The 23,745-nt window shown below is 63.5% G+C and carries 23 protein-coding genes and 1 pseudogene; 11 read left to right on the top strand and 13 right to left on the bottom strand.

What is annotated here, in order from left to right; translation table 11 throughout:
• Positions 1–243 precede the first annotated feature (243 nt).
• The 3 genes and pseudogenes from HV765_RS26420 to HV765_RS26430 form a co-directional block, all read left to right on the top strand.
• The gene (locus tag HV765_RS26420; protein ID WP_175171489.1) at positions 244–1,290 is read left to right on the top strand and encodes an aldo/keto reductase; all 1,047 of its coding nucleotides are present in this window, start codon (positions 244–246) and stop codon (positions 1,288–1,290) included.
• Positions 1,291–1,391: 101 nt separating this feature from the next.
• Positions 1,392–2,621, top strand: a complete 1,230-nt coding sequence (locus HV765_RS26425; protein ID WP_175171490.1) for an SMI1/KNR4 family protein — start codon at positions 1,392–1,394, stop codon at positions 2,619–2,621.
• A gap of 78 nt (positions 2,622–2,699) precedes the next feature.
• A pseudogene (locus tag HV765_RS26430) lies at positions 2,700–3,437 on the top strand (YoaK family protein); the annotation flags it as partial.
• Between the two features lie 85 nt (positions 3,438–3,522).
• Here HV765_RS26430 and HV765_RS26435 read toward each other — a convergent pair.
• The 5 genes from HV765_RS26435 to HV765_RS26455 form a co-directional block, all read right to left on the bottom strand.
• Positions 3,523–4,287, bottom strand: a complete 765-nt coding sequence (locus HV765_RS26435; protein ID WP_338077811.1) for a hypothetical protein — start codon at positions 4,285–4,287, stop codon at positions 3,523–3,525.
• Positions 4,284–5,024, bottom strand: a complete 741-nt coding sequence (locus HV765_RS26440; RefSeq protein WP_175171491.1) for a tetratricopeptide repeat protein — start codon at positions 5,022–5,024, stop codon at positions 4,284–4,286. The genes HV765_RS26435 and HV765_RS26440 overlap by 4 nt, the downstream gene beginning before the upstream one ends.
• Positions 5,025–5,157: 133 nt before the next feature.
• Positions 5,158–5,706 carry a fasciclin domain-containing protein gene (locus HV765_RS26445; RefSeq protein WP_175171492.1) on the bottom strand — a complete coding sequence of 183 codons (549 nt, stop codon included), beginning with the start codon at positions 5,704–5,706 and terminating at the stop codon, positions 5,158–5,160.
• Between the two features lie 87 nt (positions 5,707–5,793).
• The gene (locus HV765_RS26450; RefSeq protein ID WP_175171493.1) at positions 5,794–6,477 is read right to left on the bottom strand and encodes an anti-sigma factor; all 684 of its coding nucleotides are present in this window, start codon (positions 6,475–6,477) and stop codon (positions 5,794–5,796) included.
• Positions 6,474–7,019: a sigma-70 family RNA polymerase sigma factor gene (locus tag HV765_RS26455; protein ID WP_175171494.1), complete on the bottom strand. Its 546-nt coding sequence runs from the start codon at positions 7,017–7,019 to the stop codon at positions 6,474–6,476. Before HV765_RS26455 ends, HV765_RS26450 begins: the two co-directional genes overlap by 4 nt.
• A 225-nt stretch (positions 7,020–7,244) precedes the next feature.
• Between HV765_RS26455 and HV765_RS26460 the strand changes: the two genes are divergently transcribed.
• Entirely contained in the window at positions 7,245–7,907 is a 663-nt protein-coding gene (locus tag HV765_RS26460; RefSeq protein WP_175171495.1) for a thiopurine S-methyltransferase, read from the top strand.
• A gap of 80 nt (positions 7,908–7,987) precedes the next feature.
• On the opposite strand, the gene HV765_RS26465 is transcribed toward HV765_RS26460, so the two are convergent.
• From HV765_RS26465 to HV765_RS26490, 6 genes are all read right to left on the bottom strand, one after another.
• On the bottom strand, positions 7,988–8,755 hold the full coding sequence (locus tag HV765_RS26465) for an SDR family oxidoreductase (protein ID WP_175171496.1): 768 nt from the start codon (positions 8,753–8,755) through the stop codon (positions 7,988–7,990).
• Positions 8,752–9,747, bottom strand: coding sequence for an NAD(P)H-quinone oxidoreductase (locus HV765_RS26470; protein WP_175171497.1), 996 nt, complete (start codon positions 9,745–9,747; stop codon positions 8,752–8,754). Before HV765_RS26470 ends, HV765_RS26465 begins: the two co-directional genes overlap by 4 nt.
• Positions 9,748–9,763: 16 nt before the next feature.
• Positions 9,764–10,468 (bottom strand): ABC transporter ATP-binding protein, encoded by a 705-nt coding sequence (locus HV765_RS26475; RefSeq protein WP_054427905.1) that lies wholly within the window; start codon positions 10,466–10,468, stop codon positions 9,764–9,766.
• Positions 10,461–12,242: a branched-chain amino acid ABC transporter ATP-binding protein/permease gene (locus HV765_RS26480; protein ID WP_054427904.1), complete on the bottom strand. Its 1,782-nt coding sequence runs from the start codon at positions 12,240–12,242 to the stop codon at positions 10,461–10,463. Before HV765_RS26480 ends, HV765_RS26475 begins: the two co-directional genes overlap by 8 nt.
• A gap of 22 nt (positions 12,243–12,264) precedes the next feature.
• Positions 12,265–13,131, bottom strand: a complete 867-nt coding sequence (locus HV765_RS26485; protein WP_175171498.1) for a branched-chain amino acid ABC transporter permease — start codon at positions 13,129–13,131, stop codon at positions 12,265–12,267.
• 121 nt (positions 13,132–13,252) lie between these two features.
• Complete coding sequence (locus tag HV765_RS26490; RefSeq protein ID WP_175171499.1) at positions 13,253–14,452, bottom strand: ABC transporter substrate-binding protein; 1,200 nt, start codon at positions 14,450–14,452, stop codon at positions 13,253–13,255.
• 331 nt (positions 14,453–14,783) lie between these two features.
• On the opposite strand from HV765_RS26490, the gene HV765_RS26495 reads away from it, so the two are divergent.
• Genes HV765_RS26495 through kce form a run of 3 tightly spaced genes read left to right on the top strand, consistent with a single transcriptional unit; the run spans position 14,784 to position 17,450 of the window.
• Complete coding sequence (locus HV765_RS26495; protein WP_054427902.1) at positions 14,784–15,566, top strand: SDR family oxidoreductase; 783 nt, start codon at positions 14,784–14,786, stop codon at positions 15,564–15,566.
• A complete protein-coding gene (locus tag HV765_RS26500; RefSeq protein ID WP_175171500.1) occupies positions 15,566–16,522 on the top strand; it encodes a 3-hydroxyacyl-CoA dehydrogenase in 957 nt (318 codons plus the stop codon). The genes HV765_RS26495 and HV765_RS26500 overlap by 1 nt, the downstream gene beginning before the upstream one ends.
• Entirely contained in the window at positions 16,515–17,450 is a 936-nt protein-coding gene (gene kce, locus HV765_RS26505) for a 3,5-dioxohexanoate:acetyl-CoA acetone transferase (RefSeq protein WP_054427900.1), read from the top strand. Before HV765_RS26500 ends, kce begins: the two co-directional genes overlap by 8 nt.
• A gap of 48 nt (positions 17,451–17,498) precedes the next feature.
• Here the strand turns inward: kce and HV765_RS26510 are convergent, their stop codons facing one another.
• Positions 17,499–18,569, bottom strand: a complete 1,071-nt coding sequence (locus tag HV765_RS26510; RefSeq protein WP_175171501.1) for a glycerol dehydrogenase — start codon at positions 18,567–18,569, stop codon at positions 17,499–17,501.
• Positions 18,570–18,578: 9 nt separating this feature from the next.
• Positions 18,579–19,283, bottom strand: coding sequence for a GntR family transcriptional regulator (locus HV765_RS26515; protein WP_054427898.1), 705 nt, complete (start codon positions 19,281–19,283; stop codon positions 18,579–18,581).
• Between the two features lie 125 nt (positions 19,284–19,408).
• Between HV765_RS26515 and HV765_RS26520 the strand changes: the two genes are divergently transcribed.
• The 4 genes from HV765_RS26520 to HV765_RS26535 are packed head-to-tail and all read left to right on the top strand — an operon-like array spanning position 19,409 to position 23,716.
• Positions 19,409–20,266 carry a transketolase gene (locus HV765_RS26520; RefSeq protein WP_175171502.1) on the top strand — a complete coding sequence of 286 codons (858 nt, stop codon included), beginning with the start codon at positions 19,409–19,411 and terminating at the stop codon, positions 20,264–20,266.
• Positions 20,267–21,253, top strand: a complete 987-nt coding sequence (locus tag HV765_RS26525; RefSeq protein ID WP_054427896.1) for a transketolase family protein — start codon at positions 20,267–20,269, stop codon at positions 21,251–21,253.
• Between the two features lie 26 nt (positions 21,254–21,279).
• On the top strand, positions 21,280–22,083 hold the full coding sequence (locus HV765_RS26530) for a shikimate dehydrogenase family protein (protein ID WP_054427895.1): 804 nt from the start codon (positions 21,280–21,282) through the stop codon (positions 22,081–22,083).
• Positions 22,084–22,117: 34 nt separating this feature from the next.
• Positions 22,118–23,716, top strand: a complete 1,599-nt coding sequence (locus HV765_RS26535; RefSeq protein ID WP_175171503.1) for a GMC family oxidoreductase — start codon at positions 22,118–22,120, stop codon at positions 23,714–23,716.
• The last annotated feature ends 29 nt before the right edge of the window (positions 23,717–23,745 follow it).

Consider the following 23,745-nt stretch of genomic DNA (forward strand, 5'->3'; position numbering starts at 1 on the left):
CGCGGCCGGAACGCGCTGCACAGCGCCTTTTTCCGGGTGTGGAGAAATGGGCAAAAAGTTTGGAGGATCGGGCGCATGCCTGATCCTGCAAAGCGGCTGCCAGAGAATCAGGCAAAAAAAGGGCAGGATCAAGCAGCGCAATCGGATGGGCGGCGACGCATACTGTCAGCACCCCGGCAAGCAGGCGCCCGGCGTCCCATCCCGGGGCGCGCGGCCCGGCGACGCCCCTGAAGGAGTCCCATCATGCGATACAAGAAATTTGGCAGTACCGGTCTGTTCGTCTCGGAACTGTGCCTGGGCACCATGACCTTTGGCGGCGAAGGCGAGCTGTGGAGCAAGATCGGCAACCTGCAACAAGAGGACGCCAACCGCCTGGTCGGACGCGCCCTGGATGCGGGCGTCAACTTCATCGACACGGCGGATGTGTATTCCGAAGGCCGCTCGGAAATCATCACGGGCCAGGCGCTGCGCGACTTGAAGGTGGCGCGCGACGATGTGGTCATCGCCACCAAGGTGTTCGGCCAGACCGGCGCCGGGGTGAACGCGCGCGGCAACTCGCGCTTTCATATTCTGGATAGCGTGAAGAAGAGCTTGTCACGCTTGCAGCTGGACCATATCGACCTGTATCAGATCCATGGCTTCGACCCCGCGACGCCTGTCGAGGAAACCGTGCGCGCGCTGGACAATCTGGTGCAGCATGGCCATGTGCGTTATGTGGGCGTGTCGAATTGGGCGGCGTGGCAAATCATGAAGGCGCTGGGTATTGCCGAACGCCTGGGGCTGGCGCGATTTGAATCGCTACAGGCCTACTACACGATCGCGGGCCGCGACCTGGAGCGCGAACTCGTGCCCATGCTGCAAAGCGAAGGCGTCGGCCTGATGGTGTGGAGCCCGCTTGCGGGCGGTTTGCTCAGCGGCAAGTATGGCCGTGATGGTTCGGCCGAAGCCGGCAGCCGCCGCGCCGCTTTCGACTTCCCGCCCGTGGACCGCGACCGCGCCTACGACAGCATCGACGCGCTGAAATCCGTGGCCGATGAGCGTGGCGTGTCGGTTGCGCAAGTGGCGCTGGCATGGCTGCTGCATCAGCAAGTGGTCACCAGCGTCATCATCGGCGCCAAGCGCGTGGACCAGCTGGACGACAACCTGGCCGCTACGGGCATCAAGCTGACGCAAGACGAGCTGGCCGCACTGGACAAGGTCAGCGCGCTGCCGCCCGAGTATCCCGGCTGGATGCACGTGCGCCAGGGCGAGTTCCGCCGCAAGCAGCTGCTGGAATCGGGCGCCGCGTAAAAAGCAAAAAGGGCGGCGTCATCTGGACGCTTCAGCCGGCCATCTTAATGGGATGGCCGGCTAGTAGAATCCAGGGCAGCTTTCACTACCGACGATGCCCGATGACCGACCCGTTTTCCCCCGACGATGTGCGCGTTTTGCGCGAACACGGCATTGCACTGTTCGCCGGCCGCGTGCTGATTGCGGTGCAGCCGCCCTTGTCAGACGCGCGCATTGCGGAAATTGAATCCGCCTGCGCCGGCCCCTTGCCACAAGCTTTGCGCGACCTATGGCGCCTGACTGCCGGCGGCGAACTTGCCTACGACTTGCGCGCGCAAATGGACGGCAATGAAGAGGCGTTGAGCTGGTCTGAACTGTTCTATGACGGCAGCGACCACTATCGCGATCTGCAAGGCTGGATCGAACACGAACAAGAGTGCGCGGAAGAGGCCGCCGCCGAAGACGGCGAGACCTGGAATGGCACGCTGCGCTATGTGCCGATTGGCGGCTTTGAATACTGCGACCGCATCTACGTCGCGACCGAACCCGGCCCCCGCGCAGGCAGCATCGTCGCCTGGAAGCAAGGCCTGCCCGGCTGGACGCACGCGCTGCAACAGGATGGCATTGCAACCATTGCGCCGGATCTGCTCGCCGCCTTCGCCGCGCTGAGCCTGGAGACAGACCCCGAAGACGACGTGGATAGCCCCGGCGTGCGCGTGCTGGAATATGTGGATGAACGCGTGTCGGACCATGGCATGCCGCAAGCGTTGGCCGATGCGCTCGTCGCCTATTACCGGCGCGCGCTGGTGGACTGGCGTGGTCCGCTTGCGGCCGGCACGTTGATGGAATCGCCGCGCTTGGCCGGCCTGGCCTTGCAGCACGCCTTAAGCAACGATGACGCGGCGCTGGTGCGACAGCTGGCGGACCAGGGCATGCGTTTCGACCAGCCCTTGCGCGGCAGCGCCAAGCCGGTGGATGTGGCGCTGATGCAGAACGCGTACGCCGCCGCCGATGCCTTGCTGCAGGCAGGCGCAGCGGTCAGCCCCACGGCGATCCATCGCTTTGACCGCAAGCCTTCGGCGGCACTCGTCGAGCGGCTGCTGGCGCAGGGCGCCCAAGCCGATGCGTTGGGCGTGGCCCGATGCGTGGCCTGCGGATCGCCCGAGGCCGCGCGTCTTGTCGCGGCGGCCTGCGCAGACGATATCGCCACCGCGTTTGCGGACGTGCGCGATTCCATGGCCAACAGCTACCAGGAAGACCTGCGCCGCGTACGCGCAGGCAACCTGAGCCATTACCTTGGCGCGGATGGGCTTGCCGAACGCGTGGCCAACCTGCGAGATTTTTCGCTATGACGATGCCTGGCGCTGGCCGGCCGCCACGCGCCATCCCCGACTAGAATGTCTGTCGCGTCGCAATGACAAGGGAACCGCGTGGCCATTCCGTATCTGCGCCGACTGACGGCGGTTAGCCGTAGCCCGCAAGCCAACAGGCATCTTGCCTACCTCCTGACCTTTACCGCCGGCGCGGTCAACGCGGGCGGCTTTTTGGCCGTCCAGCAATACACCTCGCACATGTCGGGCATCGTTTCGATGATGGCCGACCACATGGCGTTGGGCGGCGTGGTGGTGGTGTTGCAGGGCGTGGCGGCGTTGCTGTCGTTCCTGGCGGGTGCGGCCAGCTCCGCGTTCCTGATCAATTTCGGACGGCGCTCGCACCTGGCCAGCGAATACGCGCTGCCGCTGCTGCTGGAAGCCGTGCTGTTGCTGCTATTCGGCCTGCTGGGCGCTAACCTGGAAACGCTGCGCTGGTTCTACGTGCCAGGCACCGTGATGCTGCTGTGCTACATCATGGGCCTGCAAAACGCGATGATCACCAAGGTGTCGCGCTCCGAGATCCGCACGACGCACGTCACCGGCATGGTGACCGACATCGGCATTGAACTGGGCAAGCTGTTTTACTGGAACGTTGCCAAGAGCGATGCGCAGACCACGCCGCACGTGCTCGCCGACCGGGGCAAACTCATCGTGCTGAGCCTGATGGTGTCGCTGTTCTTCGTGGGCGGCGTGACGGGCGCGTATTCGTTCTACCACTTTGGTTTCGGTTCGACCTGGCCGCTGGCGCTGTTGCTGCTGGTGCTGGCGGCGGTGCCGATCACGGACGACATCCGCAGCTTTCTGCGCCGCGCCTAGCGCGGCAGCTGTGGCGGCAACGGCAGCGGCAACGTCAGCGCCAACGTCAGCGGCAACGGCAATGTCAGCGTATCGCTTTGCGCGGGGTGGCATGGCCCAGAAAAACCTGTAGCGCGGCGTAGGTTTCGTAATGCAGTTTTTTCAGCCGGGCGTCCTTGGCCGGCTCGGTGAGGGCGTAGCCTTTGGCGTCCAGCGGGTAGGGCTCGCCCAGCAGGCGGGCCATGTCGACCTGGTAGTAGCTCGCGTCGCCATAGGGCCGCTTGCCGTCGATCAGGGGCGCGGGCCAGTACCGATCACCTTCGCGCAGCACGGCTTCCAGCTGCTGCGGGTTCGCTTCGCGCCAGGCGGCCGCGCGCAACACCGTCAGGTGTTCGGCGCGCAGTGTAAAACCGCCTTGCGCGTCGACACCGCTTTCGGGAAAGTCGAACGCTTCTTTCATCTCGGCCGGCAGCGTGTAATGGCCCGGCTCCAGTTTGCCCATTGATGCAACGAAGCCGGGCACCAAGCGGCACACCTCGGCCATGCACCGGATGGCAATCGCATCATCCGACGTCTTCAACGCCTGGCGCGCGATGGCCAGCGTGTCGGGGCCGCCTAGCAGCGGTTGTTCGAAATCGATGCCCGGTGCGCCGGATTCGATGGGCATCCACAGCACGCGCAGCAACCGTATCAGGGCCGCGTGTTGGGAAGACATCGGGATGGCGTCGGCCGGCGTGGCAAACACCTGCCGGATGATCGGCTTGCGGTCGGTGGCGGCTAGTGCGCGCAACGGCGCGGTCAATAGCCAGCCCAAACTCAGACCCGCAAGCAGTGGACGGCGCTTCATCATTGTTTCTCCGGTGAATTCGGCAAATCAGCCAGTGCGGATTTGGCTAGCGTATAGCCCGGCTGAATTCGCAATGCATCTTCATAGGACAGGCGCGCATCGGTCAACCGCCCCACGCGGCGCAGCAAATTACCCTGATTCGTCAGGATCAGCGCACTGGCGGGTTCGGCGCGCACGGCTTTTTGATAAGCGTCCAGCGCTTCGCTTTCGCGGTTCATGGCATCCAGCAACGATGCCTGCAAGTTGTAGCCAATGCTCCAGCCGGGAAAGCGTGTCGTCAGTTCACGGGAGGTCGCCAGCGCGTTGGGCAGGTCAGAACGTTCGGCCTGCGTGCCGGCCTTGTTCACGTAGGCCCATTTATTGTCGGGGTTCAGCTTGATGGCCTGGTCGAACAGGTCTTGCGCGGCGGGCAGGTCGCCCTGCTGGGCGTGAAGCTTGCCCAGGAACAGCCGCACATCCGCATTGCGGGGATCTTGTCGCGCCATCTCTTCGGCGACACGCTGCGCTTCCGGGCGATTGCCGGCGCGCAACGCGGCCGCGATTTGCGTGTTCAATTCCTGCATGGCGGGGGGCAACTGCTGGATGCGCGCACGCAGGGCGTCGTTCTCCGCCTGGAGTTCCGATTGATAAGCATGGTCCAGCTGCGCTGCACTTTGTGCGTGGGCGGCGGGCAACGCCAGGATCAGCAGCGGTGAGCACAGCAGAAAGGGCAGCAGACGGCGGCGCAGGATCGCAAGCATGGGGTCGGCGGTTCCGGATGAGGAAGGGGAGGCAAATTTGGCTCCTACGATACCGTAAGCCCGGCCAGTAGCGAAAAGGCCCGGCACATAGGCCGGGCGCTTCATCACGTGGCGCGGCGCAAGGCCGCAACGATCACTGCGGCATCAGCACCGTATCAATGACGTGGATAACGCCATTGGACTGGTAGACGTCATACGTGCTGATGGTGGACACGCCGCCCTTTTCGTCGTTCAAGGTCAGGTTGTGTTTGCCGTTCATCATCACCCACAGCTTGCCGCCGCTGGCGGTGGTCAGGTCGGTCTTGCCGCCACCCTTCTTGATCTTGGCGGCCAGCGCGTCGAAGTCCAGCTTTCCAGGCACAACGTGATAGGTCAGGATCTTGGTCAGCGTTGCCTTGTTTTCAGGCTTGACCAGCGTGTCCACCGTGCCGGCAGGCAGCTTGCCGAAGGCGGCGTTGGTCGGTGCGAACACCGTGAACGGACCTTTGCCTTGCAGCGTATCGACCAGGCCCGCCGCTTTCACGGCTGCAACCAATGTGGTGTGGTCCGCGGAATTCACGGCGTTCGCCACGATGTTCTTGGCGGGCATCATCGGCTGTCCACCCACCATGACGTCGGCTGCGTACACGGGCGACAGGGTCAGGGCGGAGCAAGCGATGGCAATCGAGGCTAGCAATTTCATGACGATCTCCTTTTGTGTGGCCGTCATGAGGAGATACGCGGCTGGCCTGCGAATGGATGCGCTTATTTCACTAAGGACAAACCCTGATCAGATCACTTTGCCGCTTAACACGACGGGGCCGGTCGGGATGCCATTCGGGGCGCCGCCTTCCGGTTCCAGCGTGATGGCAACCGTATCGCCTTGCAGCGGTGGCAAGCGCGGCGACAGCACGGTGGTCTGGCCGGGCAGCACCACGCCCAATGAACGCGGGGCTTGCCCGGGCGAGATCGCCCACAGTTCCAGCGCGCGGCCATCGGCCAAGGCAACAAGATCCTGCATGGGCTGCACGGACAAGCGCTTGTCCGGCAAGGTGTTCACGACCAGCGCGCCCGGCGTCTTTTCGCCCGACAGCACGGCAACGGTGCGCACATCTTGCGGCGTGGCGGGCGGTTTGAGCGTCAGGAAGGCCAGCACCACGACGGCCGTGGCCAAGCCGGCAGACAGCGTGCGCCACCATGAAAGACCGCGACCCGACGCGGCGCGGGCCGGGGCCGGGCTGGCCGCGGGCGCAATGCGGGCGGCGATGGCCTTCCACACATGGGCCGGCGGCGTTTCAGGAGGCAGGGCAAGCGCCAGCGGCAGCAGCCGGTCTTCCCATTCGGTGACTGCGCGGCGCAGGCCGGCATCGTCGCGCAGCAATTGCTGGAAGCGCCGCCGCGCACCAGAGCGCAGGCCGCCAAGCACGTACTCGGCGGCCAGGCGGTCTTGCAGTTCGGGGTGGCGGTAATTCATTCCAGGCACCTTTTCAGCCGTTGCAACCCACGGCGTATCCAGCTCTTGATCGTTCCTAACGGCGTTTCCAGGCGCGCTGCAATGTCGGGGTGAGCCAGGTCGTCAAAGAACGCCATGGCGATGGCGACGCGCTGCGGTCCCTCCAGCTGGCCCATGCAATCAGCCAGCCGGCGGCCTTCCTGACTGTCTTCCAGTCGGGCTAGCGGGCCGGGGCTGTTGTCGGCCATGGCTAGGGTCAGCGTATCGTCCGGGTCGGGCACCAGGAGGTCGGGGCGCCTCAAGCGGTCAATGCAGCGGTTGCGAACGATACGGGTCATCCATGTCATGGGCTGGCTCTGCTCGGCCTGGTACTGCCCGGCCTGGCGCCAGATCGACACGAAACACTCTTGAAGCACGTCTTCCGCAGCGGCCTGGTCTCTCAACATACGTCTGGCCAGCGCAAACAGATGCGGGGACGCAAGGCGATAAATCTCCGCCAGTGCGGATTCGCGTTTTTCCGCGCACTGAAGGAGCAGGGCCTGGAGGTGCTGGGCGTCGGGCATCGGTTCCTAGGGGGGGCAAGGGCGTGCTGTTTCAGAGCATACCCGGGGGCGGTGGTTGCCGTCATCCATCGTGCGGGCACTACAATGCGCCAGTCCGATTTTGCGCGGCATCAAGCGCTCGGGCGGCGATACCCGCTACGCTGGTTACGCCAAGGCATCCGGGCCCCGGCCGGCCCGGCAGAAGCGATGAGCTTGCAACCGAAACACAGGAGGAGCAGACAAAGCATGGACGCAGAATTCTGGTTGGAACGCTGGCGCGAAGGGCGCACGCATTTTCATCAAACCCGAATCACGCCGCTCTTGCAGAAGTATTGGCCCACGTTGGCCGTACCGAAGGGTGGACGGGTGTTGGTGCCGTTATGCGGAAAATCGCTGGACATGGTCTGGCTGGCGGCGCAGGGGCATTCGGTGCTGGGGGTTGAACTCTCGCAGCTCGCGGTGGACCAGTTCTTCACTGAAAACGAGCTGCGGCCGGTGACGCATGAATCCGTGTACGGCAAGCACTATGTGGCGGGCAACATCGAGATCATCTGCGGCGACATCTTCAAGCTGGATGCGCAACTGCTGTCGCATTGCGTGGGCGCGTACGACCGCGCCGCGCTCGTCGCCTTGCCTGCAGACATGCGCGCCGACTATGTGCGGCACGTCTACGGGCAGTTGTCGCCGGCCAGCCGGGGGCTGCTGATCACGCTGGACTACCCGCAGGAAGAAATGGCGGGGCCGCCGTTTGCGGTGCTGGACAGCGAAGTGCAGGCAATCTTCACCGGCGTGTCGCCCGCGGCCATCATTGACCGCCGCGACATTCTTGAAAAAGAACCCAAGTTCCAGAGCGCGGGCGTCAGCCGGTTGGACACGGTGGTGTACCGGCTGGGTGTGCAAGACGCCTGACCGTTGTTGCGTCATCGACGTTGCAGCACCATTGAAAAAGCCCGTTTTCGCAAACGGGCTTTTTTTCTGGGGCAAGGCGCTTACGTCATCAACCAGCCGCCCGCCACATCCAGTACCTGGCCGGTGACGAATCTTGCCTGATCGGACGCGAAGAACAGGCAGGCATCGGCCACTTCTTCGGGCGTGCCCAGCCGGCGCAACGCGGTCACGCGCGTGACCGCGTCGTTGATTTCCTGCGGCACGCTTTTCAGCAGTGGCGTGCTGATGCGCCCGGGCGCCAGCCCGTTCACCGTGACGTCGAACTCGCCCAGCTCGGCGGCCCAGTGGCGCGTCAGGCCGATCAGCCCGGCCTTGGTCGCTGCGTAATGCGCGGCGACGATGTCGCAATACGCCTTGCCGGCCACGGACGACATATTGATCACGCGCCCCTGGCGTTGCTTGACCATGTGCGGCGTGGCCAGATGTGTCATGTAGAACACGCTGTTCAGGTTCACCGCGACCACGTTGTTCCATTCGCCGGGCGGCATCTCCCAGACCTTCAGCGCGCGCCCCTCGGTCTTGGGCGAGATGCCGACGTTGTTGACCAGAATCGTGGCCGCACCTAGCTCTGACGTAATGCGGTCGTACGCGGCCTGGCATTGGTCGAAGTGCGCCACATCTGCCGGCACGAAAACGGCGTCGTGGCCGTGTTCGCGCAGCGTCTTTTCGTAGGCTTGTCCGCCTTGCGCGTTGAAATCAATCAGGCCCACCCGGCCGCCTTCTGCCAGAAAGCCCTCGACAATCGCCGACCCGATGCCGCCCACAGCGCCGGTCACGATAGCGACCTGATCCTGAAAGCGTCCGCTCATGCCTGCACCTTCAGCATGATCTTGCCGATGTGCTTGCTGCTTTCCATCAAGGCATGTGCGCGCGCGGCCTCGGCCAGCGGGAACACTTCGTGAATCAGCGGCAGGCACTGGCCTTGCTCCATCAGCGGCACGACTTTTTCCGCCAGTGATTGCGCGATGGCGCCTTTGTCGTCATCTGACCTGGGGCGCAGCGTGGAACCCGTGAACTGCAGCCGCTTCGTCATGATGGGCAGCGCATCGATTTCGGCTTTGCTGCCTTCAAGGAACGCAATCTGCACCAGCCGGCCGTTGATGCCGAGCGACCGGATGTTCTTGTTGATGTAGGCGCCGCCCACCATGTCCAGAATGACGTCAACGCCCGCGCCATCGGTGGCGAGCCGGATTTCCGCTTCGAAGTCCGCATCGCGGTAAAGCAGGGCGTGGTGCGCGCCCGCTTTCAAGCAGGCGTCGGCCTTGGCCTGGTTGCCAACCGTCGTCCAGATTTCTGCGCCGAAGGCGCGCGCCAGTTGAATGGCCGTCAGCCCGATACCGCTGGAGCCGCCGTGCACCAGGAATTTTTCGCCGGCCGACAAGCGGGCGCGGTCGAACACATTGGTCCAGACGGTGAAGTAGTTTTCGGGGATGGCGGCAGCGGACAGCATGTCCATGCCGCGCGGCACCGGCAGGCAATGGCGCTCGTCGGCCAGGCAGTACTGCGCGTAACCGCCGCCTGGCGTTAACGCGCAGACGGCGTCGCCCACTTTCCAGGCGGTCACGTCAGGACCCACGGCGATGACGGTGCCGGAGACTTCCAGCCCCAGATAGGGCGATGCGCCCGGGGGCGGCGGGTACGAACCCGAGCGTTGCAGCACGTCGGGGCGGTTGACCCCGGCATAAGCCACTTCGATCAGCACCTGGCGGCCGGTGGGCGCGTCCATGTCGCGTTCGGCGATGTGCATGCAGTCGGGCGCGCCGCCCTTGCCATGGTCGATGAATGTGCAGCGTAAGGACATAAGGGAATCCTGATCTTCAATGGCCCAGATAGGCCTTCTTTACGTGGGGGTCGCTAAGCAGCTCGGCGCCAGTGCCGGTGCGCACGATGGCGCCGTTCTCCAGCACATAGCCGCGGTCGGCCAGCCGCAAGGTGCGGAACACGTTCTGTTCCACCAGCAGCACCGTCACGCCATGGGACGTGACGTTGCGGATGATGTCGAACATCTGCTGCACCAAGAGCGGCGACAGGCCTAGCGAAGGTTCATCGAACACCAATAGCTTGGGGTCCGCCATCATGCCGCGCGCAATGGCCACCATCTGCTGCTCACCGCCCGACAACGAGCCGGCGTATTGCGACAGGCGTTCCTTCACGCGCGGAAAAATGCGCAGCACTTCGTCCAGCTTGCGTTGCACGATCGGCCGCGCGGCGCGCTTGTACGACCCCATCAACAGGTTATCTTTCACCGTGAAGTGCGGGAACAACTGGCGGCCTTCGGGAATCATGGTGATCCCGGCGTCCACGATGTCGTAGGGGTTGCGGTTGGTCAGGTCATGGCCTTCGAACTCGACCTTGCCCTGCATGGCGGGAATCACGCCGCACAGCGTCTTCAGCGTCGTGGTCTTGCCCGCGCCGTTGGCGCCGATCAGGGTCACGATTTCGCCCGCGTTGACCTCGAAGTTCAGGCCGTTGAGCACCTGGCTCTTGCCATAGCCCGACGACAGATTCGACACCTTAAGCATCCTGGTACTCCTTGCCCAAATAGGCCTCGATGACGGCGGGGTTCTCGACCACGTCCTTCGGCGCGCCGCTGACCAGCACGGCGCCTTCGTTCAGGACGATGATGCGGTCGGACAGCGCCATCGTGGCCTGCATCATGTGTTCGATCAGCAGCACCGACACGCCCGAATCTCGGATGCGGCGAATCATCTGGATCGACTTTTCAATGTCGGTGGGATTCAGCCCCGCCATCACTTCGTCCAGCAACAGAATGCGCGGCTTGATGGCCAGCGCGCGGGCAATCTCCAGACGCTTCATGCCACCCACCGTCAGGCTGCGCGCCTCGGTGTTCAAGTACTTGACCAAGTCCGTCTGCTCGGCCACCTTCAGCGCAATCTGCTCGGCCTCGTCGCGGCTGGACGTGCGGATGAAAGCGCCCAGCATGATGTTCTCAAGCACCGTCAGGCCCGTGAACGGCTTGGCGATCTGGAACGTGCGGCCCAGCCCCTTGTGCGCGAACTCGTCCGGCGTCTTGCACGTGACCCAATTGCCGTCCGCATCCAGCATCGAAATGCCGCCCTTGTCGGGCGACAAAAAGCCCGACAGCAGATTGAACACCGTGGTCTTGCCCGCGCCGTTCGGCCCGATCATGCCCAGGATTTCGTTCTGGTTCAGCGTCAGCGACACGTCGTTGGTGGCGCGCAGGCCGCCAAAACTCTTGAACAGCTTGTCGGCCTTCAGCACCGGTTGCTCGACGCGCGTGGCGTTATGCATGCGCAGTTCGTCAGCCAATTTCAGCTTCTTGCGCGGCGTGCCCAGGTAAGGCAGACGCGCCAGCATGCGTTCAATGGCAGGGCCGAACGCGCCGGCCAGACCACGCGGAATGGTCAGCACTACGGCCACCAGAATCAGGCCGTAGATCAGCCCGTGCATGCCGTTGCCCACGCTCGACAGCCAGCCGCGTGCAAGCTCAGCAATTGGCAGCACCAGGAAGGTGCCCGCGATGGGGCCAGCAACGGTGCCCAGGCCGCCAATCAACGCGAACATAGCCACCTGAATCGACAGCTCCAGCGAGAACGCCGAGCTCGGGTCCACGAACGTCAGGTAGGTGATGTGGAACGTGCCGATGATGCTGGTCAGCATGGCCGACACGACCGCGGCGATGATCTTCACGCGCACCGTGGGAATGCCCACGGCCAGCGCTGCGTCTTCGCGTTCACGAATGGCGATCAGGTAGTGGCCGATGCGTGACTTGCGGACGTACCAGGACACCCACGTCACGAACAGGAACAGCCCGAACGCGATGATCACGTAGTTGAGCTTTTCGCGGAACACAATCCACGCCCAGCCGATGTTCAGCGGCAGGCTGATACCGCTAGAACCGCCCGTCCAGCTTTCTTCGTGGATGACCAGCAGCCGCACCACTTCAAGAATGGCGATGGTGGCCAGCGCGAAGAACGGGCCGCGCAGCCGCAGCGTGGGGTAGCTGATCAGGATGGCGACGGCCGCCGAAATCGCCGCGCCCGCCAACATGCCGAACCACGGCGAGATGCCGAAGTTCTGCGTGAGCAGCGTCGCGGTATAGCCGCCGATGCCGTAGAACACGGCATGGCCCAGCGACAGCTGCCCTGCGTAGCCGCCCACGATGTTCCAGGCCACCGACAGCGATGAAAAGACGAACAGCAGAACGAAAAGATTGGTCCAGAAAGGCGTGCCCATCACGGCGGGCACGATGAACATGACGATCAGCAGAATCAGGCTGACGTAGGCTTTGGGGCTTCTAAAGTCGGGAAACACGTCTCGCTCCTTGTGGCGTTGATCACTCGGTGCCGACGCCGAACAAACCGTTCGGACGCAGGACAAGGATCAAGAGGAAGATCCCGAAATACACGACCTCTTTCAGGTCGGGGGCGATGTAATAACCGGCCAGCGTATCGACGATGCCGATGATCATTGAACCGGCGACGGCGCCGTACAAACTGCCCAGGCCGCCCAGCACCACGATCACAAATGCCGTCAGCACGAAATACGTGCCGACGGTCGGAAACACCGGATACTGCGGCGCCAGCAGGCCCGCGGCGATGCCGACGAATGCGGTGCCCAGGCCGAAGGCGATGGCGTAGACGTTGTTCACGTTCACGCCCATCAGCGTGGCGGCATAGCGATGTTGGGCCACGGCGCGCAGCGCGCGTCCCAGGTAGGTGCGATGCATGAACAGATGCAGCAGCACGGCCAGGCTGATGCCGACCACAAACGTGATCAATTGGCCCGTCACCATCGAGTAGTTACCGACGTCGATGGCGTTGGTGCCCAGCGCAACCGGCGCGCGATACACGTTGGCGCCGAAGATCACCAGCGCCAGATTGAGCAGGATGGTGGACACGCCCACCGTGGCGAAAATCTGAATGTGCTGGTCGGCGTTAAGCAGCGGCTGGATGATGCCCTTCTGCGTCAGCGCACCCAGCGCGAACAGAATGACGGCCACCGGAACCAGGCCCACATAAGGGTGTACGCCGAATTGCGCGGCGATCAGATAGACCAGGTACATACCGATCATCAGGAACTCGCCGTGCGCAAAGTTCACGACGCGCACGACGCCGAAGATCAGTGTCAGCCCCAGACTGATGATGGTGTACGCGCCACCCAGCAACAGGCCATTGATGACCAGTTGAATGAAGATATCCATGGTGCAACCTCTTAGAGCGGGATGCCGCCCCGGCGCGGCCGCATGGAGTGCAGCCGCGCCGGGGCGCGCAAAACCCGGGAATCGTCAGGCGCCCCCGAGCGCCTGATCACTGGCGTAGCGCTTATTTCTTGAAGACAGGCTTGCCAAGTGCGAGGTTGCTGGGCGCGATGGTGACGAGCTTGCCGTCTTGCCATTGCATGACGTAGAACGTGGAAGCGTTGTTCTGCCCGTCTTCGCCAAAGTCGAAGGCCCAGCCGTTGGCCGTCTGGCCGGCGGGCTTCTTGTAGGCCATGACCGCGGCGCGGATCTTGTCCTTGTCGGTGGATTTGGCGTTGCCGATGGCTTCGAAGAAGGCCTTGGCGCCGACGTAGTTGGTCAGGCTATGGCCGGATTGCGGATCGCTCTTGTAGGTGGATTTGTAGGCTTCCAGGAACTTGTCCAGGCCCGGCGCGCCGGCAGGGTTGATGGACGATTGCGGGAAGTCCAGATCGAACACGCCGTTCATGTCGGCGCCCACCGCCTTGGCGGTATCGGCCAGCGAATAGCCGCCGCCCGCGCCAATCACGACCTTGGGCTTGAAGCCTGCGGCACGCGCCTGGCTGAAGAACAGGATGGCGTCGTTCTGGTAAGCCGTTTGCAACACCACATCAACCTTGGCGCCCTTCAAGCGCAGGATGAGCGACGACAGGTCCACCGTCTTGGCCGAATACGGCAGCACTTCGGCGACCGTGTAGCCCAGCTCTTGCGCGCGCTTCTTTTCGGTCGCCGCCACGTCGGTGCCATAAGGGCCGTCTTCGTGGATGATGCCGATCTTGATGTCCTTGGGGTTCAGCCCCATGCCCGGGGCAATGGTGTCGTGCAGCGCGTTGACGACCGACACGCCGTACAGCGCCGTGTTGGGGTTGCTGCGGAACAGGTACTTGTAGCCGCGCGTCGTGATCTTGTGGGCGGTGGCGCCCAGTTCGAAGTACGGCACGCCGGCCAGTTCCGTCACGGGCGAGGCCGCGTACGAGATGCCCGATGCGTAGCTGCCAAACACGCCGACCACATTGGCTGAAATCAGGCGCTTGGTTTCCGACACGGCTTGCGTCGGGTCAACCGCGTCCGCCTTGACGATTTCAATCTTCTCTCCGTTGACGCCACCCGCAGCGTTGATCTCGTTGACGGCCAGCTCCAGGCCGCGATAGCTCTCTTGCCCCAGGAGCGCAAGCGCGCCGCTGAACGGGAAGAGGGCGCCCACTTTCATGTCGGCCGCTGCGGTGCCGCTTGCCAGTACGCCGCACACGCCCAGCGCCACAATAATCTTGTTGAACTTGAACACTGTCTTCGCTCCTTTGTCGGTTTGGGATGCGGACTGTTTTTTGTGTTGTCCGTCTTTTTTAAATATATGATATATGCGCCGGTCAGGTACAAAAACCCCGAAGTGGATTCTAGTGTCGGCGGCTTCAAGCCGAATCGGGGAATTCCCTAAAGCCGCGTGAATAAAGCCTTAGCGGCCAATTTCATAGGAAATGAACCGCAATATTCCGCCAGGCGGACGACACCTTTCGGAGGAGTCGCATGGTGGAATTCTTACAAGAAAAAATTGGGTTTTATCATATATCGTATATGATCAAACGCGCGATTTTCCATAAAACCCAGGAGACAACAGCATGTTCGAGGAAGTCGATTTCGCCGGAAAACGGGTCCTGATCACCGCCGGTGCGGATGGTCTGGGCCTGGAGATGGCCAAGGTGTTTCATCACGCAGGCGCCACGGTTTTCGTGTGCGACGTGAATCAGGCCCGGCTGGCTGAGCTGCCTTCTGAGCTTCCCGGCGTGCATACCGCGGTGGCGGATGTGTCCGACGAAGACAGCGTGGGCGCGCTGTTTGCTGCGGTCAAGCAGAAACTGGGCGGGCTGGACATCCTGATCAACAACGCGGGCGTGGCCGGGCCGACGGGGTATGTTGAGTCCTTGTCCAAGGCCGACTGGGACCGCACGCTGGCCGTCAACATCACGGGCCAGTTCCTATGCGCGCGCCAGGCCATTCCCATGCTGAAGGAATCGAAGGCGGGCGTGATGATCAACCTGTCTTCCGCCGCCGGTCATCTGGGCTTTGCCGGACGCTCGGTGTATTCGGCGTCCAAGTGGGCGGTGATTGGTTTCACGAAGTCGCTTGCCATTGAGCTTGGCGCCCACGGCATTCGCGTCAACGCCATCCTGCCGGGCGCAGTTGAAGGCCCGCGCATCCGCGCCGTCATCGCGGCCAAGGCCGGCACGCTGGGCCGTCCCGTGGACGAGATTGCTGCGCAGTACGAGAACCAGGCCGTGCTGGGCCGCATGGTGACCGCACGCGATATCGCCAACATGGTGCTGTTCAACGCCAGCGAGGCCGCCCGCAGCGTCACGGGCCAGGCCATCGTGGTGGACGGCTTCACGCAGAAGCTCTACTGATGGCCGCCGGCAATGCGGTGCGCTGCGCCGCCATCATCGGCACGGGCCTGATCGGCCAGGGATGGGCCATCGTCTTCGCGCGCATGGGCTGGACGGTGCGCCTGTTCGATGTCAACGCCGCCATGCTGGCCGAGGCGCGTGCGCTGATTCTGCAACAGCTGCGCGAGCTGGAGTCGCAAGGGCTCGTGAAGGGCGCTGACACCATCATCGAACGGGTCCACGTGGCCGCCAGCCTGGCCGACGCGGTCAAGGGCGCCCGCTACATTCAAGAGAACTCGCCTGAAAAGGTGGACGTGAAGCGCGCCTTGTTCTTGGAATTGGACGCCGTGGCCGAGCCGGACGCGATCATCGGCAGCTCAACATCGAGCATTCCCGCCAGCCAGTTCACCGAGCACCTGGCCGGGCGGCATCGCTGCCTGGTCGCGCATCCGGTGAACCCGCCGTATCTGATTCCGGTAGTGGAGCTTTGCCCCGCGCCGTGGACGGATGCCGCGGCGCTTGAGGGCGCACGCGACGTCATGACGGACATCGGCCAAAAACCGGTTCGCGTGCGCCGTGAAATCGAAGGCTTCATTTTGAACCGCCTGCAAGGCGCGTTGCTGCACGAAGCTTTCCGGCTGGCCAAGGAAGGGATTGCCAGCGCCGAAGACATCGACACAACGGTGAAAGACGGCCTGGGCCTGCGCTGGTCGTTCATGGGGCCGTTTGAAACCATCGACCTGAATGCGCCGGGCGGCATTGCCGACTATTGCGCGCGTTACGGCGGCCTGTATCAGTCGATTGGCGCCGACCAAAGCGAATGCGTCGCGTGGGATGGCGCGCTGGTGGATGCCTTGGAACAGGAACGCCGCAGCCTGCTGCCGCAGGAAGACCTGGGCAAGCGCCGCTTCTGGCGCGATGAAAAACTGATGCGCTTGATGCGCCACAAACAAGAGGACGGAGACAATCATGGCTAAGCCGAAACAGAAAGTCGTCATCACCTGCGCCGTGACGGGCGCCATCCACACGCCCAGCATGTCGCCGCATCTGCCGGTCACGGCGGATGAGATTGCGGAAGCCGCCATTGGTGCGGCCAAGGCGGGCGCGGCGGTGCTGCACCTGCATGCGCGCGATCCGGAAACGGGCAAGCCGTCGCAAGACCCGGCGCTGTTCAAGCCCTTCTTGGAACGCATCAAGAACGAGACCGACGCCATCATCAACATCACCACCGGCGGCAGCCCGCACATGACGGTGGAAGAACGCATGCGCCCGGCCACGACGTTCAAGCCCGAGCTGGCGTCGCTGAACATGGGCTCGATGAACTTCGGCCTGTTCCCGATGCTGGACCGCTTCCAGGATTTCAAGCACGACTGGGAACGAGAGCATCTGGAGAACAGCCGTTCGCTGATCTTCCGTAATACCTATCAGGACATCGAATCCATTCTGACCCTGGGCAACGCCAACGGCACGCGCTTTGAGTTCGAGTGCTATGACATCAGCCACCTGTACAACCTGGCGCACTTCGTGGACCGGGGGCTGGTGAAGTCGCCGCCGTTCATCCAGTCGGTGTTTGGCATTCTGGGCGGCATCGGCCCGCATCCCGAAGACCTGATGCACATGAAGCGCACGGCCGACCGCCTGTTCGGCAACGACTATGAATGGTCGATTCTGGGCGCCGGACGCAACCAGATGCCGCTGGCCACGATTGGTGCGGCCATGGGGTCGAACGTGCGCGTGGGTCTGGAAGATTCGCTGTGGATCGGGCCGGGCCAGTTGGCGGAATCCAACCGCTCGCAGGTGGAACGCATCCGCACCATTGTGGAAGCGTTGAACCTGGAAGTGGCGACGCCTGACGAAGCGCGCGCCAAGCTCGGCCTGAAGGGCCGGGACAACGTGGCGTTCTGATCGGAAGAACATGCGGGCCGGCGCGTGGGCGCCGGCTGCCGGCTGATCTCAAGCGTGGCGGCGCAGCGCCTCGGTCAGCTGGGCGACGTCCAGCACGCGATCGAAGTTGGCGGCATGGCGGGCTTTCAACGTGAGTTCGGCCGCCAGCGTCAGGTCAGCGTCGCTGGGCATGTCGGCCGCGCCCAGTTCACGCAGCGTGGTGGGCAGACCGACTTGGGCGTACCACTGCGTCAGGTCGGCCAGCATGCCGTCGTTGCGTTGCTCCAGGTCAAGCTGCACCAGCAAGCCAACCGCGACTTGCAAGCCGTGCAGCGCCGTTCCCACGCCGCCGATCTTGGGCAACCCGCGCGTCAGGGCATGCGCAATGGACAGGCCACCGCTTTCAAAACCGAGACCGCTCATGAGGATCATCGCTTCCACCACGCGTTCGAATGCGGGCGTGGGTTCGCCGGTGCCGGCCGCCGCCACGGCGTCCACGCCATCGGCCAGCAGCGTGCGCAGGCAGCCGTCGGCAATCAGCTGCGCCGACAGCAGGGGCGCGCCGTCATACATGTTCTTGCCGCCGTTGCGCTGGCATTGCTCGGCTTCGAATTTCTTCGACACCGCATCGCCCAGGCCGGCTCGGAAGAAGTGCACGGGCGCGGTCGCGATGATGGCCGTGTCCACCAGCACGATCGTGGGGTTGAACAGCATGTGTTCTACCGCCAGGAGGTTGTGATGGGCGTCGTACAGCACGTAGTTCTTGCTGGTGGGCGCGTCGTTGGAGGCCACCGTCGGCACCGTGATCAGGTGGCAATGCGACGACTTCGCCACCGCCTTGCCTGCGTCCAGCGACTTGCCGCCGCCCACTGCAATCACCATGTCGATGCTGGCGGGCGCGGCCTGCGCGCGCAGCTCGGCAATCAGTTCAGGCGTCAGGTCGCCATCAACGATCAAGGGCGTCAGCGCCACATTGTGTTCGGCGCACAGGCTTTCGATTCTGGACCCCAACACGCCATGCACGTAGCGGTCGATGACCAGGGCGGCGCGTTGTCCGAACAGGGCGGCGTACTGACCCAGGGTGTCCAGGGCGCCCGCTCCCTGTATGTAGCGGCAGGGAGCGCCAAAAATCTTCAGCATGAAGTCTTCCTATTTGCGTGGCACGGGAGGGCGGTAGTCGAGCTCTTTTTCGCGTTCGACCAACCAGTCGATCATGATCTTGCCGCCCCAGACCAGATCGGCCTGGATGGCGCTGCGCGCGGCTTCGGAGTCGCGTGCTTCCAATGCTTCAAGCACGGCTTCGTGGCGGTGTTCGTTTTCGGAATAGTCCAGCCCGGCGGTCTTGATGTGGAACACCTTGAGGATGGGGCCGGTGATGACCCAGAACGATTCCACGGTGCTGCGCAAGATGGGCTTGTTGCTGGCTTCCAGAATGCCGAAGTGGAACTTGCGGTTCAGGTAGCTGGCGCGCTTGGGGTCAGTCGACGTGCAGGAAATGAAATCCTTTTGCAGCGCGATCAGGTTGTCCAGCTGCTTGCGCGTGATGTTCTGCGCGGCTTCAGCCGCGCCCATGCCTTCGAGATGGAACCGGATCTGCTGGATCTCGCGCAATTTTTCCGAATTCACGTACGGCACATAGACGGCCGTGGCCGCCTGCATTTCCAGGCCTTGTTCGCTGATGAGACGGAAGATGGCTTCGCGTACGGGCGTGATCGACACGCCCATTTCCTGAGCCAGTTCGCCAATGATCAGGCGTTCTCCGGGTTCGTACTGCCCGTTGATCAGGGCATTGCGGATTTCGTTGTAGACCCTGACGGAGAGGTTCTCTTTCTTGACCGGTTTGAGGCTGGGCATGACGTTTCGGAGCTTGCTGTATGAGGGGAACGGGTGAATCCGGGATGAATTCTAGCCCGCCATAGCCAATCCGAGCACAATGGGTATATTATATATCATATATCCTAACGAAGAAAGGACGCGCCATGCGCCACAACCAGGAGGCCCCCACCGAGGGGGAAGTCAGGATGCTGCGGGAAAAGGCCCGCTACATCCGGCTGGAGACAATCAGACTGATCGAAATCGCCAAGGTCGGGCATTACAGCTCGGTGTTCTCGTGCGCTGAGATTTTTGCGTCGCTGTACTACGACGTGATGCGCTTGCGTCCGGGCGAGCCGCAGTGGCCGGATCGCGACCGCTTCCTGATGGGCAAAGGGCACGCCGCTGTCGGCCTGTTCCCGGTGCTGGCCGATCACGGCTTCATCGACCGCGAACTGCTTGACGGCTACACGCGCCTGGGCAGCCCGCTGGGCGACCACCCCGACATGAGCAAGGTGCCGGGCGTGGACTTCAGCTCGGGCTCCATCGGGCATGCGCTGTCCAACGGCGTCGGCATGGCGGTGGGCGGGCGCATGAGCCAGCGCGACTTCAATGTCTTCGTCATGCTTGGCGACGGCGAGATGCAGGAAGGGCAGGTTTGGGAAGCGGCGCTCTTTGCCGCGCACAACCGGCTGTCGCGCCTGATCGCCATCATCGACCGCAATGGCTACCAGCTGGACGGCAAGGTGGATGACGTGATGGGCGTCGAATCGCTAAAGGAAAAGTGGCAGGCCTTCGGCTGGGACGTGCATGAAGTGGACGGCCATGACTTGCACGCGCTGACCGCCTTGCTGCGCCGCCTGCGCGCGGACGACACACGCGACAAGCCCGCCTGCGTCATCGCCAAGACCATCAAGGGCAAGGGCGTTTCCTATATGGAAACCGAGCCGGGCTGGCACTTGGGCTATCTGGCGCCGCAAGACGCGCAAAGCGCCGTCGACGAAATTCTTTCCCGCGAGATCTGAATGGCACAGGCACAAGTTCTCTCTCCTGACTCCTGGCAGTACCGCGCCCTGAATGCGGTGAACCCCGGGCTGTCCTATCTTTCCGATGCGCTGATCGAATTGGCGCAGGCCGGGCACCCGGTTGTGGCGGGCTCGGCCGACCTGCAATATTCCAACGGCCTGAACCGTTTCGCGCAGGCCTATCCCGACCGCTACATCCAGTTCGGCATTTCGGAACAGAACATGGTGTCGGCCGCGGCCGGCCTGGCCACCACCGGCATGATGCCGTTCGTCGCCACCTTTGCGTCCTTCCTGGGTCTGTTGTGCTGCGAACAGATCCGCATGGACGTGGCCTACACCAAGCTGCCCGTCCGGCTCATTGGCCATCACACCGGCATCAGCCTGGGCTTTTATGGCACGTCGCACCACGCCACCGAAGACATCTCGACGATGCGCGCGTTGGCGGGCCTGACGGTGGTGTCGCCCGCCGACGGCCCGCAACTGGCCTCGGCCATCAAGGCATCCGTCAATTGGCCTGAACCGATCTACTTCCGCATTGGCCGCGGCCGCGATCCGCAGGTGTATGAAGACGGCGCGCCATTCGAATTCGGCCGCGCCATCGTGCATTCAACCGGCAGCGACCTGAACATCATTGCTTGCGGCATCACCTTGCACGCCGCGTTGGCAGCCGCCGAGCAATTGCGAGAAGAGGGCTTGTCGGTTGGCGTCATCGACATGCCCACCATCAAGCCGCTGGACCGCGACGCCGTGCTGGCCGCCGCTGGCCAGTCCCGTCTGATGATGACGGTGGAAGAACACAACGTGTTGGGCGGGCTGGGCTCGGCCGTGGCTGAAGTGTTGACGGATGCCGGCACCGGCACGCGTCTGCGCCGTCACGGCATCTATGATGAATACAGCCTGATCGCGCCGCCCACTACCTTGTACGCCCACTACCAGCTTGACGCCGCCGGAATTGGCGACGTGGCGCGAGCTCTGATCAAGTCCTGATACGACCCCAACATCCCGGAGACCCCATGAAGGAAATCAGCGGAAACACCCGCCTGTTCGGCATCCTGGCCGACCCCATCCATCACGTGAAGACGCCGCAGCGCTTGAATGAGCTGTTCGACAAGCTGGGCTTTGACGGCGTGTGCGTGCCGTTTCACGCGCGGCCCGACAATCTGGCCGACGTCGTCAACGGCCTGCGCCGGCTGGAAAACCTGGGTGGCGTCATCGTCACCATGCCGCACAAGACGGCCATCCTGGACCTCGTTGACGAGGTGACGCCCGTCGCGCAAAAAATCGGTGCGGCCAATGTGGTGCGCCGCGATGCCGACGGCCGGCTGACGGCGCATATGCTGGACGGCGAAGGCTTCGTGCGCGGCTTGTTGACGGCTGGCGTCACGGTGCAAGGCAAGCGCGCGTATCTGGCGGGCGCCGGCGGCGCGGCCAACGCCATCGGCTTTGCACTCGTTCAGGCGGGCGTGTCGCACCTGACGATTGCCAACCGCACCCCGGCCAAGGCCGAAGACCTGAAGGCGCGCATTTTGTCGCTGCATCCCGATGCCGATATCTCGGTGGGCACGCCCGACCCGTCGGGCCATGACCTCGTCGTCAACGGCACCTCGCTGGGCATGAAGGAAGGCGATGCGCTGCCGCTGGACACCGCGCGTCTGACGCCGGACCAACTGGTGTGCGAAGTCATCATGCAGCCGAAAGACACTGCGCTGCTGCTGGCCGCGCAAGCCAAGGGCTGCAAGGTTCACTACGGCGCGCCGATGCTGGCCTGCCAGATTGAATTGATGGCCGAGATGCTGGGCGTGACGTCCGCCAAGTAGCCATGCAGCCAACATCAGGATTCGGTGAATAGCGATGGCGGATTACGACTTCATTATTGCGGGCGGCGGCACGGCGGGCTGCATTCTGGCCAACCGGCTCAGCGCCGATGGCAAGCATCGGGTGCTGATGTTGGAAGCCGGGCAAGAGGCGCGCAGCATGTGGATCGGCATCCCGGCAGGCTTTTCCAAGCTGCTGGTGAGCCCCGACTACAACTGGCGCTTCGCAACCGAGCCGGAAGACAACGTGTATGGCCGCACCATCGCCGTGCCGCGCGGCAAGGGCGTGGGCGGATCAACGCTGATCAACGGCATGATTTACGTGCGCGGCCAGCCTCAGGATTACGACGGCTGGGAAGCGGCGGGCGCGACAGGCTGGGGGCATGCGCAGGCCGAGCGCCTGTTCCGCAAGATCGAACATTACGATGCAGGCGGTGACACGCGCGGCAAGAACGGCCCCATGCATCTTGAGGAAGTGGCCGAGCGCTTTCCCGTATCCGACGCGTTTCTGCGCGCCGCGCAGGAAGACGGCCAGCCCTTGAACGCCGACTACAACAGCGGCAACCAGGAAGGCGTGGGCTACTACCAGGTGCTGCAGCATCGTGGACGCCGCTGGAGCGTGGTGGACGGCTACATGAAGCCCGCCGCCGGACGCAAGAACCTAAGCGTCGAGTGCGGCGCGCATGTGACGCGGCTGGTGTTCGAAGGCAAGCGCTGCGTGGGCGTCACGTACCGCCAGAACGGGCAGGAGCACACGGTGCGCGCGCGCCGCGAAACGGTGCTGTGCATGGGCGCCGTGCAATCGCCGCAGCTGCTTGAGCTGTCCGGCGTGGGCAACCCCGCGCTGCTGCAATCGTTCAATATTGCGCTGGTGCATGCGCAGCCGCAGGTGGGCGAGAACTATATCGACCACTTCGCCACGCGCATGAATTGGCGCGTGAAAAACACGGTGACCTTGAACGAGATGTCGCGCGGCTGGCGGCTGGCGCAACAGGTGGCGCGCTACTACACGCGTCACACCGGCATTCTGACGCTAGGCACGGGGCTCGTTCATGGCTTTGTCAAAAGCGCGCCGGGCCTGCCCACGCCAGACGTGCAATTCTTCTTTGTGCACGCCAGCTACGCCAACGCCGCCGAGCGCATCCTGGACCGGCATCCGGGCATGACGATCGGAGTGGCGCAGTTGCGGCCGGAATCGGTGGGTTCCATCCACCTGAAGTCGGCGGACCCGTTGGCTGGCCCGTCGATCCGCCCGAACTTCCTGTCGGCGCAGATCGACCGCGACAGTCTCGTGGGCGGCATGAAAGCCGCACGCCGTATCGTGGGGCAGCCCGCCATGCAACGCTATATCGAAGCCGAAGTCAGCCCGGGCGCCGCGGTTGAAAGCGACGAGCAATGGCTGGAGTTTGCGCGCCGTAACGGCCAGACCATCTATCACCCGATCGGCACCTGCCGCATGGGGTCGGACGCGGCCGCCGTAACGGACGTCAGGCTGCGTGTGAATGGCGTGACGGGCTTGCGCGTGGTGGACGCATCGGTGATGCCGAAGATGGTGTCCGGCAACACGCAGGCCGCCGTCATGATGGTGGCCGAGCGCGGCGCGGAAATGATTCTGGAAGACGCTGCGGCAGCGTGACTGGGCATGAAGCAAAGCGCGCAAGGCCG

Origin of the sequence: Achromobacter kerstersii (assembly GCF_902859595.1) — a bacterium.
Taxonomy (GTDB): Bacteria; Pseudomonadota; Gammaproteobacteria; order Burkholderiales; family Burkholderiaceae_B; genus Achromobacter; species Achromobacter kerstersii.